Genomic DNA, 14,184 nt, shown 5'->3' on the forward strand with positions numbered 1-14,184 from the left:
CCGGCATAATCCTGCGACAATTGCCGTTTAGTCCGCCCTCCTGATCGACGGCGATCATCGGGATATTACGACTATGCGTACATTGGGTCTGGTTCTGGCAGTAAGCGCACCCGCGATGGCGGCGGCGCAACAGGCCCCGTCGACGCCCGGCTCAACCATACCTGCCGCGCAGGCTGCCGAGGAGGACGAAGCCGCCGATGCCGAAGAGATCGTCGTCACCGGGTCGCGCAAACTGCCCGGGTCGGTGATCGGCGACATCCCGCCCGACCAGACCCTGGGCCAGGCGGAGATCCGGTCCTACGGCGTGAGTTCGATCTCCGACCTGCTGAGCGAACTGAGCCCGCAGACGACCAGCGGGCGGGGCAGCGGCGGTGCGCCGGTCGTGCTGCTCAACGGTCGTCGTATCTCCAGCTTCAGCGAAATCCGCGACATCCCGACCGAGGCGATCCAGCGCGTCGAGATCCTGCCCGAGGAGGTCGCGCTCAAATACGGCTACCGCGCCGACCAGAAGGTCGTGAACTTCGTCCTGCGCCGCCGCTTCCGTGCGGTGACCGCCGAGGCGACCGACAAGATGCCGACCGAGGGCGGCAGCAACACGCCGCAGGGCGAACTCGACCTGCTCACGATCGCCCGCGATCGCCGGGTCAACCTGCATGTCGAATATACCTCGACCTCGGCGCTGACCGAGGCGGAACGCGACATCGTCCCGACCGCCAGCACCGCGGTCGGCGCGAACGGCGCGATCGTCGATCCCACGCCGTTCCGCAGCCTTCAGGCGGCGACCAGCACCTTCACCGCGAACAGCGTGTATGCCCGCAACATCTTCGGCAACATCGGCGCGACCATCAACGGCCGGCTGGAATCGACCGATAGCCGCAGCCTCAACGGCCTGCCCGTCGCGCGGCTGACGCTGGCGGATGGCAGCGTCGTCAATCGCGCGCTCGACGACGACGGCTTCCTTCCGCTCGCGCAACGCGTGTCGTCGATCGCGGCGCATCTCGGCACCACGCTGAACGGCGATATCGGCACGTGGCGCTGGAACGTCACCGGCAATTACGACCGCAGCGACACGCAGACCTTCACCGATACCGGCGTCGACGCGACCGCGTTCCAGACGCGACTGACCGCCGGCGATCCGACCGCCAGCCCCTTCAGCCGCCTCACCGCCAGCGACATCGGCGCCGCCCCCGGCAACCGCGCCTATGCCAGCCAGAGCACCGGCGGCGTCGATGCGGTGGCCAACGGCTCCCTGTTCAATCTTCCTGCAGGGGCGGTCTCGACGACGCTCAAGCTCGGCGCGGAAACCGCCGATTTCAGCAGCCGTTCGTCGCGCACCAATGATCTGCTGGTCGGTCAGGTGACGCAGCGCGGCATGGTGTCGCGCGATACCGTCAACGGCCAGGTCAATGTCGACGTGCCGATCGCCAGCCGGTCGAAGGACGTGCTGCCGTTCCTCGGCACGCTGTCGGCGAACTTCAACCTCGCCGAGGATCATCTGTCGGATTTCGGTACGCTGACCACGCTCGGCTATGGTGCGAACTGGTCGCCGATCGACGGCGTGCGCGTGATCGCCTCGGTAACCGACACCGACGAGGCGCCGACCGCGCAGCAACTCGGCAACCCGTCGATCACCACGCCCAACGTCCGCATCTTCGATTATGTGCGCGGCACGACCGCGACCGTCACGACGATCAGCGGCGGCAATGCCGGGCTCATCGCGGACAACAACCACGTCAAGAAGATCGGGCTGACGCTCAAGCCGTGGACCGCCAAGGACCTGTCGATCACCGCGAACTATGTCGAGAGCCGCGTCGATAACCCGATCGCCGCCTTCCCGTCGGCGACGGCTGCGATCGAGGCGGCATTTCCAGACCGCTTCGTCCGCGACGGAGCGGGCAATCTGTTGCAGGTCGATCGCCGGCCGATCAATTTCGCCCGTAGCGAGCGCTCCGAACTGCGCTGGGGCATCAACTTCTCCGCACCGCTGAAATCGAAGATCCAGCGGGAACTGGAGGCGTATCGCGCAGGAACCGGCCCCAACCCGTTCGAGGGGATGCAGCGCCCCGGCGGGTTCCGTCGTCCCGGAGGCGCGAACGGCGACGGGCCGCGCGGCGCCGCCGGTGCTGGTCCGGGCGGCGGTCCAGACGGCGCTAGAGGCGGTGGCGGCCGTGGCGGCGGGCGCGGCTTCGGCGGTCGCGGGGGGCAGGCGGGTGGCCGCGTCCAGTTCGCGGTCTACCACACCTGGCATTTCACCGACCGCGTGCTCGTCGCGAACGGCGGTCCGAGCCTCAACCTGCTCGACGGCGACGCGATCGGCAGCAGCGGCGGCCAGTCGCGCCACGAACTCGAGGCGCAGGCGGGCTACACCAACAACGGCCTCGGCGCGCGCATCTCGGCCAACTACGCGACCGGAACCCGCGTCAACGGCGGCACCATCGCCGCGCCCCAGACGCTCAACTTCGGTGGCCTCGCGACCGCCAATCTCCGCCTGTTCGCCGATCTCGGCCAGCGCCTCGAATGGGTGAAGGCGCGCCCGTGGCTGCGCGGCATGCGCGTCAGCCTGTCGGTCGACAACGTCCTCAACACCCGCCAGCGCGTGACCGACGCGACCGGCGCGACGCCGAACAACTATCAGCCGGACTATCTCGATCCGCTGGGCCGCACGGTCAGGCTCAGCATCCGCAAGCTGTTCTTCTGATATCGTCGGCGCGCCGGGTGGCGCGCTGGCGGTGTTCGGTTCGACGGTCGTCGGCGGAAACGGACTGCGCCGAAGGGGATGTCGATCCTTCGGAAATCGACCCATCAATCCTGTTGCCCGCCGACGAAGCCCGCCTATGCTGCGACAACATCATTCGAATTCGGGGTATCGTTCGACCATGACACGCAAACTGAGCGCGCTTGCCGGCGTCGCTGCAATCGCCCTCGTCTCGCCCGCCCTCGCGTTCGGCCAAACGCAGCGGCCGACGCCCGCAGCCAAGCCCGCGCCGGTCGCCGATTTGGTCAAGTCGGTCGATATCCCCTACCAGCAGTTCACGCTGAAAAACGGCCTGCGCGTCGTCGTGCATACCGATCGCAAGGCGCCCGTCGTGGCGGTGTCGGTCTGGTATAATGTCGGGTCGAAGTTCGAGCCCAAGGGCAAGACCGGCTTTGCGCATCTCTTCGAGCATCTGATGTTCAACGGCTCGGAGAACGCACCGGGCGATTTCTTCGAACCGCTGAAACAGGTCGGCGCGACCGACTTCAACGGCACCACCTATTTCGATCGCACCAATTATTTCGAGACGGTGCCGACCGCGGCGCTCGATCGCGCGCTGTTCCTCGAATCCGATCGGATGGGCTATCTCACCGGCGCGATCACGCAAGGGGTGCTCGACGAGCAGCGCGGCGTCGTCCAGAACGAGAAGCGTCAGGGTGACAACCAGCCCTACGGCCTGACCCAGTACAAGATCACCGAGGGACTGTTCCCCGCCAGCCATCCCTACGGCCACACCACGATCGGCTCGATGGCGGATCTCGATGCGGCATCGCTGCAGACGGTGAAGGACTGGTTCAAGGATCATTACGGCCCGAACAACGCCGTGCTGGTGCTGGCCGGCGACGTCGATGCCACGACCGGCAAGGCGCTCGCGGAGAAGTATTTCGGCGGCATCCCGAAGGGCCCCGAGAGCATCGTCCCGCCCGCGCCGATCCCGACCTTGCCCCAGCCGGTCAGCGAGACGATCAAGGACCGGGTCGCGGCGGTGATGATCAGCCGTAACTGGGTCGTGCCCGGTCTGAACGACAAGGACGGTACCGCGCTCGACGTTGCGGCCGGCGTCCTCGGCGGGCTCGCCAGCAGCCGGTTCGACACTGCGCTGGTCAAGAAGGAGAAGCTGGTCACGCGGATTTCCGCCGAGAACAGCAGCTTCAGCCAGCTCGGCATGTTCGAGATCCAGGCGATCGTTCGCGAGGGCGTCGACCCGGCACTCGTATCCAAGCGGATCGACGAGATCCTCGCCGATTTCCTCAAGAACGGCCCGACCGCGGACGAGGTCAGCCGTGTCGCGACGACCACTGCCGCGCGTCGGATGGAGGGCCTGGAATCGGTCGGCGGCTTCGGCGGCAAGGCGGTCGCGCTGGCCGAGGGCGCGCTGTATTCGAACGATCCCGGCTTCTACAAGAAACAGCTCCTCCAACTCGCGGCCGAGACCCCCGCGAGTGTCCGCGCGGCAGCCGCCAAGTGGCTGTCGCGTCCCGCCTATTCGCTGACCGTCGTGCCCGGTGCGCGCGATGCCTATGCCAACGCGGTCGTGCCGCCCAAGGCCAATGTCGTGCCCGCGCCCGAAGCGCCGCCAAAGGGCACGCGCGGCCCCTTGCCCGCGGTCGGGACGGTGGCCGGGCTCAGCTTCCCGACGGTCGAGCGCACGCGTCTCGCGAACGGCATCGAGGTCGTCTACGCGCGGCGCGACGCGGTGCCGGTGACGCAGGCGGTGCTGAGCTTCGATGCCGGCGTCGCGGCGGATGTGGCCGGAAAGCTCGGTACGCAGAAGCTGACGCTATCGATGATGGACGAAGGCACCGCGACGCGCGATTCGCTCGCGCTGGCAGAAGCCAAGGAGCGGCTTGGTGCCGACATCGGCTCGGGCGCGACGAACGACCGGACCTTCCTGTCGCTGCAGGTGCCGAGCGCGAACCTGGCGCCCGCGGTCGATCTGTTCGCGGACATCGCCCAGAACCCGGCCTTCGCCGATGCCGAGGTCGCGCGCGTCAAGAACCAGCAGTTGGCGCAGATCGCGCAGGAACTGACCAGCCCGCAGGGGCTGGCGACGCGCGTTCTGCCCAAGCTGCTCGGGCCGACCTCGCCCTACGCCAAGGCGCAGGGTAGCGGCGATCCGAAGGCCGTCGCGGCGCTGGCCCGCGCCGATCTGATCGCGTTCCAGCAGGCGTGGCTGCGGCCGGACAAGGCGAAGATCTTCGTCGTCAGCGATCGTCCGCTCGCCGAGGTGAAGGCGGCGCTCGATGCGCGGTTCGGGACGTGGCGGCCGACAGGGGCGCCCGGCGTGAAGGCGTTTCCCGCGACCGTCGCGCCGTCCGCCCCGAAGATCGTGCTGATCGATCGGCCGGACAGCCCGCAGTCGCTGATCGTCGCGGGCGTACCGACCGGGCTCAAGGGCACGCAGGACCTGTTGCCGATCGCGACCGCGAACGATGCGCTCGGCGGCAGCTTCCTCGGTCGCGTCAATATGGACCTGCGCGAGACCAAGCATTGGTCGTACGGCGTGTCGGGGCGGTTCCAGCAAAACGAGCAGGCCGCGCCCTATGTCCTTTTTGCGCCGGTGCAGGCGGACCAGACCGGCCCGTCGATTGCCGCGTTGAGCAGCGATATCGGCGCGTTCCTCGGCAAGGAACCGATGACGCAGGTCGAGTTCGATCGTGCGATCAACGGTGCGATCCGCTCGCTGTCGGGCAATTTCGAGACGTCGGATGCGGTGCTGAGCGCGATGCAGCAGAACGACCTGCTCAAGCGCCCGGACGATTACTACGCGACGATCACGCAGCGCTATCAAGGGCTTAACCTGCCGCAACTCAACACCGCGATCCAGCAGGCGCTCGATCCCAGAAAGACGATCTGGGTCGTGGTCGGCGATGCGAAGACGGTGCGGCCGCAGCTTGACAGCATCGGCCTGCCGGTCGAGGTCATCCCCGCGGCGTCGGTTGCCGGCGCCAATTAATTGCAGAGCCCAGGCGTCCTGGGCGAAGATTCTGGAGAGAGAGCAATGGCAAACGTCGATGGCAGCTGGGATTGCGTGGTCAAATCGCCGCTGGGCGATCAGAAGATGACGTTGACCGTCAACAGCGCGGGCAGCACCTTCACCGGTGCGGTATCGGGCGCGATGGGCGGCATGGACGTGACCGGTGACGTCGATGGCGACACGATCACCTGGAAGCAGAGCATGACCGTGCCGATGCCGATGACGCTCGACTGCAAGGCAACCGTCGAGGACGACGTCCTCAAGGGCAGCGTCGCGGCCGGCGCCTTCGGCAGCTTCCCGCTGACCGGCACGCGGACAGCCTGATCGACTAAGGTTACTACGAGAGGGGGCTCGTCTTTCCACCGGGGAAGGCGGGCCCTTTTCTTTTTCAATCCGGGAGGGAAGGAAGAAGAAAAGATGATGTCGATACCCCGTCTGCTCACCGCCTGCGCGTTCGCTGCGCTGGCTGCCCAGGCCCTGCCCGCGACCGCCCAGAACTACGACGAACGCCCCGCCAAGATGGCGCCGCGCGACGTCGGCTACGACTATGTGCGCAAAGTCGTCGAGATCCCGATGCGCGACGGGGTGAAGCTGCACACCGTCATCATCGTGCCGAAGGGCGCGAAGGACGCCGGCATCCTGATGACGCGCACGCCCTATGACGCGGACGGCCAGACCAAGGTCGACAGCGGCACCTATGCGGGCATCCTCGCGCACGGCGATGGCGCTGGCGACGTGATCGCGGCGGCGGGCTATATCCGCGTGATCCAGGACGTCCGCGGGATGGACGGGTCGGAGGGCATCTACATGATGAACCCGGCGCGCGCCGGCACGCCGCAGAACCCGACCAAGACCGACGATTCCACCGACACCTACGACACGATCGACTGGCTGGTGAAGCACGTCCCCGAATCCAACGGCCGCGTCGGGATCAGCGGGATCAGCTATGACGGCTTCCTGCCGCTGATGGCGCTGATCAACCCGCATCCGGCGCTCAAGGTCTCGGTGCCGATGAACCCGATGGTCGACGGCTGGCGCGGCGACGACTGGTTCCACAACGGTGCCTTCCGCGAAGGCATGATGCCGTACATCCTAGGCCAGGAGGCGACCAAGGACGCCGGCACGCCGTGGATCACCGATACCGCCGACGATTACGACTATTACCTGAAAGGCGGCTCGGCCGGCGCGATCGGCAAGGCGCAGGGCCTCGAACAGCTCGGCTTCTGGCGCAAGATCACGCAGCATCCGTCCTATGACGCGTTCTGGTCGAGCCAGGCGATGGACACGGTGCTCGCCGGCCAGCCCTTGAAGGTGCCGACGCTGATCGTCGGTGGTCTGTGGGATCAGGAGGACATCTACGGCGCGCCTGCGGTCTACCGCGCGCTGGAGCCCAAGGATACCGCCAACGACATGGTCTATCTGTCAATGGGCCCCTGGTATCACGGGCAGGAGGTGCGCGACGGTAGCGCGCTCGGTGCGATCAAATGGGACGCCGACACCGCGAAGTGGTGGCGCTGGCACGTCCTCGCGCCGTTCCTCGCGCATTATCTGAAGAGCGACCAGCCGGCGATGGACGTCGCGCCGGTGACGATGTTCCAGACCGGGCGCAACGAATGGCAAAAGCTGCAGAGCTGGCCGACCGCACCGACGGCGGGCACACCGCTCTACCTCAAGCCCGGTGGCACGCTCGGCTTCACCGCGGCGGGCGGCGCAGCGACGACGGCGGACTATCTCTCCGACCCGGCGGCACCCGTCAGCTACCGCGTCCGGCCGACGCTGCCGACCTATGCGAGCGGATCGACCTGGAAACAGTGGCTGGTCGACGATCAGCGTGGCGTTTCGGGCCGCCCCGACGTGCTGACCTTCACCACCGACGCACTGACCGCGCCGACGACGATCGCGGGCGTTCCCGAGGTGAACCTGACCGCCTCGACCACCGGCACCGACAGCGACTGGGTGGTGAAGCTGATCGACGTGTATCCGGACGTCTATCCCGGTGAGAAGGCGATGGCCGGCTATCAATTGTCGGTGGCGATGGACATCTTTCGCGGGCGCTACCGCGAAAGCCTGAGCGTCGCCAAGCCGATCGCCGCTAACGTGCCGCTAAAATACAAGTTCGCGCTGCCGACCACCAATCACGTGTTCCTGCCGGGGCACAAGATCATGGTGCAGGTGCAGTCGAGCTGGTTCCCGCTGTACGATCGCAATCCGCAGACCTTCGTACCGAACATCTTCTTCGCGCAACCCAAGGATTACGTGAAGGCGACGCAGAAGGTGACCGTGTCGGGTGCCGACGAAAGCTATATCAGCCTGCCGCTCGTCCGCTGAAAGTCCTGCATCACCCCGGATGCGATCCGGGGTGATGTAAGGAAAGAACTTCACTGCGTATATTGGCGTTTGCTCGCGTAACTGGTTCTTAGGACACGGTGGATCATAGGTCGGCCGTACAACAGACCGGAACGCCAATGACACACCTCCCCCTGATCGCGCCGAACCCGCCGCGGCTGAGCGAGCATCTCGACGCGCTGCGCCGGGTCGAGGCGTCGGGGGTGTTCAGCAACAACGGTCCGGAGGTTCGCGCGTTCGAGGCCGGCGTGACCGACACGCTGTTCGGTGGGCACGGTGCATGTCTGGCGGTCGGCAACGCGACTCTAGGGCTGATGCTCGCGATCCGCCACGCGTCGGGAATGCGGACGGGCGGGCTGAACCCCAAGCAGGGCACGCTCGCGCTGATGCCCGCGCTCACCTTCGCCGCGACCGCGCAGGCGGCGGCATGGGCGGGGCTGACCCCGCTGGTCTGCGATATCGATCCTGACGACTGGGGCGCCTGCGCGCTGGAGGAGGAGCGGTTGCTCCAGCGCCTCGGCGAGCGGATCGGCGTGGTCGTGCCCTATGCGACGTTCGGCAATGCGATCGATCTCGACCGCTACGTGCATTTCCAGCGGCGCTACGGGGTCGGCGTGGTCGTCGATGCGGCCTCGTCGCTCGGCACGCTCGACGATGCGGGGCTGGGCTTCGGTGCGCGCGCGCCGTTCGCGGTGGTGCATTCGATGCACGCGACCAAGACGTTCGCGGTCGGCGAGGGCGGGCTGATCCACAGCGGCGACGTCGACCTGATCACCACGCTGCGGTCGATGGGCAATTTCGGCTTCGAGGGCAGCCGCAGCGCCACGCTGCCCGGGATCAACGCCAAGCTGCCCGAGATCACCGCGATCATCGCGCAGGCCAAGCTCGCCGAGATCGATGCGATCGCCGACCACCGCGCCGTACTCGACGATACCTACCGCGCGACGCTGCCCGATTTCCAGTTCCAGGCGGTGTCGGGCCGGCGCCGTGCGATGCAGTTCATGCCGGTGCTGCTCCCCGACCATATCGCACACCACCGCGATGCGATCGTCGAGGCGATCGAGGCGGACGGCATTGGCTGTGGCCGCTATTTCAGCCCTCACCTCGGCGAACAGCCCTGGTTCCAGGCGACCGCGATGATAGAGCCGACCCCGGTCGCCGACAAGATCGCCGGGCGGATGCTGTCGTTGCCGATCACCGACGCGATGTCGGTCGACGACGCGCGACAGGCGGCGACCGCGCTGGCCTCGGCGTGCGCCGCGATCGTCCGCCCGCGCGATCGACGCGCGTCGGTGCGCGGCCCCGGTGGCGCCATCGCCTCGGTCATCGTGATCGGCGGCGGTCCCGCGGGCACGGCGATGCTCACCTCGGCGACCAAGCGCGGTCTGCTCCCCGATCTCGCCGCATCGGGGCTGATGGTGATCGAGCGCGGCAACGCGATCGGTGGCGGGCGGCTCGGGCGCTACGCGATCACCTCCGACTCGACCGCGCAGACCTTTCTGACCGCGGTGCGCGACAATGTGCACCCCGAACTCGCGCGGCTGGTCGATCACCCCGCCGGGCGCGCGGTCGCGGCGCATGAGGGCGCGCTGGGCGTCCCGCTGACCGAAGTCGGGCCGCTGTTGCGTGCGACCGGCGACCGGCTGACCGATATCGTCCGCGGCAATGGCGGCGTCGTGCTGACCGGGCACGAGGCGCTGGGGGCGAAGCGTGCCGGCGACGGCTTGTGGAGCGTGCAGATCCGCCGGCTGTCGGACGGGCATGTCTTCGACCAGCTCGCGCGCAACGTGGTGGTCGCGACCGGCGGGCACCAGCCGCTCGACCGGCTCGCGACGCAGCGCGTTGCCGGCGGCCGTCTGATCGACCTCGCGAGCGGACGCCTGCTCCAGTCGGACGACGTGCTGACGGTCGGCGGGTTCAAGAAGGTCGCCGATATCCTGTCCGGCAAGCGCAACCCGAAGATCGCGGTGATCGGCGGGTCGACCAGCGCGCTGACGACGATCGCGCTGCTGTTGAAAAGCCAGCCGGCGCTGCCGCTCGGGGCAGGGGCCGTCACACTGCTGCACCGCCGGCCGCTGCGCCCCTTCTATCATTCGGTCGAGGCGGCGCAGGCCGAGGGCTTCACCGATTTCGGCCCCGACGACATCTGCCCGGTGTCGGGGTTCGTCTACCGCCTCGCCGGCTTCCGTTTGGAAGCGCGCGATCTGGTGCTGCGGATGCTCGGCATCGACGGTCGCGCGCCCGATCCGCGGGTGACGCTGCACCGTATTTCCGTCGACGACGACCCAAGCGCACGGGCGGCGATCGAGGAGGCGGACCTGGTCGTTGCCGCGCTCGGCTACCGGCCGATCGGCATGCCGATCGCCGATCGCGATGGCGCACAGATACCGCTAGCGGCGCATGACGGTCAGCCGATGGTCGATCGTCATTGCCGGATCGTCGATGCCGATGGCGCGCCGATCCCCGGACTCTATGGGTTGGGACTGGCCGCGGGTTTCGTACCCTGGGGTGCGCTTGGCGGCGAAAGCAGTTTTACGGGGCAGGCCAATGGCTTGTGGCTGTGGCAGAACGATGTGGGGCTGATGATCATCGGTCAGGTGATGGCGTCGAAGGCGCTGGCGGCCGCGTGACGTCGAGCGTTCGAAAGGCCGATCCCGCAGTCAGCGTGGTTATGGCCGCGTATAACGGCGCCGGCTTGATCGAGGAAACGCTCGCCAGCCTCCAGGCGCAGATTTTCGGCGATTTCGAGGTGATCGTGGTCGACGACTGCTCGACCGACGACACCCGCGAGGTGGTGCGCGCCTGGCCCGATCCGCGCGTGCGACTGGTGGAGATGGCGAAAAATGGCGGCCCGGTGCTCGCGCGCAACCGCGGCTTTGCGGAGGCGCGCGGGCGCTACATCGCCGCGCTCGACCACGACGATATCTGCCGCCCCGATCGCTTCGCGCGGCAGGTGGCGTATCTCGACGCGCATCCGGACACCGTCCTGCTGGGCACTGCCGCCGAGCTTCTGACCGCAGGCGTCGTCGGCCCGTCCAGTTATGCGCCGACCACGACGCCCGCGCTGGTCGCGTGGCTGACGTCTATCGAGAACCCGCTGGTCTGGTCGTCGACGATGATGCGGACCGAGGTTGCGCGGCGGCTCGATCCGGTGACGCGACCCGAACTCCTCTACGCCGAGGATTTCGACCTGTATCAGCGGATCCAGCATTTTGGCGCGATCGCGCGGCTGGACGAGGCGCTGGTGCTGTACCGCGTCCATCCCGGCGGCGTCTCGAAGCGCTTCGTCGACACGATGGAGGCGGCGTCGGTGCGAGTCCTGACCGAACGCTATGCCCGCCTGTTCGACGATCGTGCGGAGCGGGTCGCGCGGCTGATCATGCTGCACAACATGGCCAAGCGCCCGGTCCCCGATCGCGCCGCGCTGGCGACGCTGGGGAGTGCGCTGGGCGTGATCCAGGCGGACTTCCTGGCGACGCACGACTGCTCCGCGCACGACATCCGCCTGATCCGCTGGGAGACGGCACGACGGTGGGGCGATATCGGCCGCGCGGGCTTGCGAGCCGGAACGATCCGGCTGGCCGACGTGCTCGCCGTGCGGCCCGATCACCTCGGGCTGGGGTATGCCGGGCTGGAGGCGCTGCTGTGGTCGGGACTCATCGGCGGCGTCCGCCGCGCGCGCCGGCGGATGGAGCAAAGCCGGATGGCGCAGACTGCGGAGTAGGAAAGCGGCAAGCGGATAAGCTGGAGAAACCTGGCACCCAATCATCGCCGTCACCCCAGCGAAAGCTGGGGTATTTCACGAGGCGGGTGACGCCCGCCTAAACGGGATATCCCAGCGTTCGCTGGGATGACGGCTGAAATCAGACCTTGGCCGCGTAGATCATCCGGCCCGTACCAAGCCGCGCGAACACCTGATCCAGGTCGCGCTCGCCGACCGCGAAGCAGCCCTGGCTGCGACCGAGCATGCCGTGGGTCTCGATCATGTCCTTGTTCGCATACCACGCCGAGTGCACCACGATCGCGCGGTCGAGCGCGTTGTCGTTGGTCGGATCCAGCCCGATCAGGCGCTGCGAACGGCCATGCTTGCCGACATAGTAATCGTCGGTGACGAACGCGCCTTCCGAAGACGCATTGGAGCCGAAGCGGTTCGAGAAGCGCTCCAGATACCCGGTATGCGCCGGATCCGAGCCGCTGCCGTGCGCGACCAGCAGCGACGTGCTCCGCCCGCTGGCGAGATCGACGAAATGGAAGCGGGGCTTGCCCGACGCCGCCGCGAAATCGGCGATCGCGATCCGGTCGTGATGCTGGATGCGGCTGCCGTGACGGCTGAGCGAGGCCATCGCCTGACGCAGCAGGTCCGGACGAACCACTTTCGGCGAGGTGACCGCAACCGTGGTGCGCGGCAGCGGTGGCTGCGACATCGGCTTCAGGTCGCGCGCCGTCAGCGGACGTCCGAGCCGCGTCGTTGCGGAAACGGTACCCGGTACCGCCAGAGCCCCCGCCAAAACCAAACCGTTCTTCAGAAGCGCGCGTCGTTCGCGCACATGACCGTGATCGTCGTGCATCGATTTTCCCGTAATTGCCCCAATTCCCGTGAGCCCGGTATAGCCGATTTTCGGTGAATATTCTGCAACCTTTTCCACCGGTTGTGGGTCTGTTCCCTCGAACTACCCCGGCTTGGGGTCGGTTCGTCGACTCAACCCGTGCAGCGGCACATTCCGGAGAATCGTGCGTTGGGCGAAATATCGAGACTCGGGGGCGGACGGAAGAATGAGCAGGATGGCGTGGTCGGTTAGGGCAGTGGGGCTGACCCTGGCGCTGCTTATGAGCACAAATCCCGCTCTGGCCGCGTCTGCCGGCGCACTCGCTGCGATGCCGATCGAGCAGGCCGCGACAGAACTCTCGCCGAACCAGTTCGTCTGGAAGGACGATACCGCAAGCGGGGCCGCAAGCGAGCCGGTCAGCATCGTCATCAGCCTGCTGGCGCAGCGTGCGTTCGTCTATCGCGGCTCGACGATGATCGCGGCGACGACAATTTCCAGCGGCAAGAACGGCAAGGACACGCCGCTCGGCACCTATCCGATTTTGCAGAAGAACGCGGTCCACAAGTCGAATCTGTATAACGATGCGTCGATGCCGTTCATGCAGCGGCTCACCTGGGACGGCATTGCGATCCACGCGGGGCGAAATCCGGGCTTTCCCGATTCGCATGGCTGCATTCGCGTGCCGCTCGGTTTTGCGAAGCGGTTGTTTGGGGTGACGACGCTGGGGACGACCGTGACCGTGACGGACGATTTCGAGGGTGGCGCGATGCCGGAGCCGCCGGTTGCGGATCAGGAGACCGCGATCGCCAATCTGCGCCAGTCGGTCTCGCTCGATCCGTGACTTCGTCATGCCGGGCTTGTTCCGGCATCCACGGTTCCGCATGCTCACGGCTGATCAGTTGGCGGAACCGTGGACCCCGGAAACCAGTCCGGGGTGACGGTCAGCCTGCGATCGGGAGCCCCAGCTCGACCAACCGCGCGCGAAAATCCGCCGCGTCCGTGAACAGCACCGATTCGATTCCCAAAGCCCGCGCCGCGCCCACGTTCGCCGGATTGTCGTCGACGAACACCGCGTCCGCCGCGGCCAGCCCGAATCGCTCCAGCGCCAGCCGATAGATCGCTGCGTCCGGCTTCACCATCTTCTCTTCGCCCGACACGACCACGTCGCGAAACCGATCGAACAGCCGTGCTTCACGCGCGCGGAAGGGTGGCCAGAACTCGTGGCTGAAGTTCGTGATCGCGAACAGCGGCACGCCGGCCGCGTCCAGTTCCTCGACGATTTCGTGCATGCCTGCGATCCCCGCGCCGATGCTCTCGTTGAAACGAGGCCCCCAGGCGGCGATCAGCGCGGCATGCTGCGGATGCAACGCTGCAAGCTCCGCCGAGGTGTCGGCGAAGTCACGGCCAGCATCATGCTGGAAGTGCCAATCGATCGTGACGACGTCGCGCAGGAACGCGTCGAGCGCCCGATCGTCATCGATCAGGCGCTCGTACAGGATCCGGGGATCCCAGTCGTAAAGGACACGACCGACGTCGAAAATGACGGCGGTCGGCAGGGG

At 67.1% G+C, this 14,184-nt stretch carries 9 protein-coding genes; 7 read left to right on the forward strand and 2 right to left on the reverse strand.

Going from position 1 to position 14,184, the window contains the following annotated elements:
• Positions 1-73: 73 nt before the first annotated feature.
• The 6 genes from EQZ23_RS17295 (at position 74) to EQZ23_RS17320 (ending at position 11,802) form a co-directional block, all read left to right on the forward strand.
• Positions 74-2,698, forward strand: coding sequence for a TonB-dependent receptor plug domain-containing protein (locus EQZ23_RS17295; RefSeq protein WP_128455709.1), 2,625 nt, complete (start codon positions 74-76; stop codon positions 2,696-2,698).
• Positions 2,699-2,876: 178 nt separating this feature from the next.
• Positions 2,877-5,711: a pitrilysin family protein gene (locus EQZ23_RS17300; RefSeq protein ID WP_128455710.1), complete on the forward strand. Its 2,835-nt coding sequence runs from the start codon at positions 2,877-2,879 to the stop codon at positions 5,709-5,711.
• 45 nt (positions 5,712-5,756) lie between these two features.
• Positions 5,757-6,056, forward strand: a complete 300-nt coding sequence (locus EQZ23_RS17305; protein WP_060525867.1) for a hypothetical protein — start codon at positions 5,757-5,759, stop codon at positions 6,054-6,056.
• A gap of 96 nt (positions 6,057-6,152) precedes the next feature.
• Positions 6,153-8,060: a CocE/NonD family hydrolase gene (locus tag EQZ23_RS17310; RefSeq protein ID WP_206364308.1), complete on the forward strand. Its 1,908-nt coding sequence runs from the start codon at positions 6,153-6,155 to the stop codon at positions 8,058-8,060.
• 137 nt (positions 8,061-8,197) lie between these two features.
• Complete coding sequence (locus tag EQZ23_RS17315) at positions 8,198-10,708, forward strand: DegT/DnrJ/EryC1/StrS family aminotransferase (protein ID WP_128455712.1); 2,511 nt, start codon at positions 8,198-8,200, stop codon at positions 10,706-10,708.
• Between the two features lie 35 nt (positions 10,709-10,743).
• Complete coding sequence (locus EQZ23_RS17320; protein WP_276318489.1) at positions 10,744-11,802, forward strand: glycosyltransferase family A protein; 1,059 nt, start codon at positions 10,744-10,746, stop codon at positions 11,800-11,802.
• Between the two features lie 139 nt (positions 11,803-11,941).
• On the opposite strand, the gene EQZ23_RS17325 is transcribed toward EQZ23_RS17320, so the two are convergent.
• Positions 11,942-12,646 (reverse strand): murein L,D-transpeptidase catalytic domain family protein, encoded by a 705-nt coding sequence (locus EQZ23_RS17325; protein ID WP_128455713.1) that lies wholly within the window; start codon positions 12,644-12,646, stop codon positions 11,942-11,944.
• 214 nt (positions 12,647-12,860) lie between these two features.
• On the opposite strand from EQZ23_RS17325, the gene EQZ23_RS17330 reads away from it, so the two are divergent.
• The gene (locus tag EQZ23_RS17330) at positions 12,861-13,466 is read left to right on the forward strand and encodes a L,D-transpeptidase family protein (protein ID WP_128455897.1); all 606 of its coding nucleotides are present in this window, start codon (positions 12,861-12,863) and stop codon (positions 13,464-13,466) included.
• Between the two features lie 100 nt (positions 13,467-13,566).
• On the opposite strand, the gene EQZ23_RS17335 is transcribed toward EQZ23_RS17330, so the two are convergent.
• Positions 13,567-14,181, reverse strand: a complete 615-nt coding sequence (locus tag EQZ23_RS17335) for an HAD family phosphatase (RefSeq protein ID WP_128455898.1) — start codon at positions 14,179-14,181, stop codon at positions 13,567-13,569.
• Positions 14,182-14,184: the final 3 nt, after the last annotated feature.

This window comes from Sphingomonas sp. UV9 (assembly GCF_004101245.1).
Taxonomy (GTDB): domain Bacteria; phylum Pseudomonadota; class Alphaproteobacteria; order Sphingomonadales; family Sphingomonadaceae; genus Sphingomonas.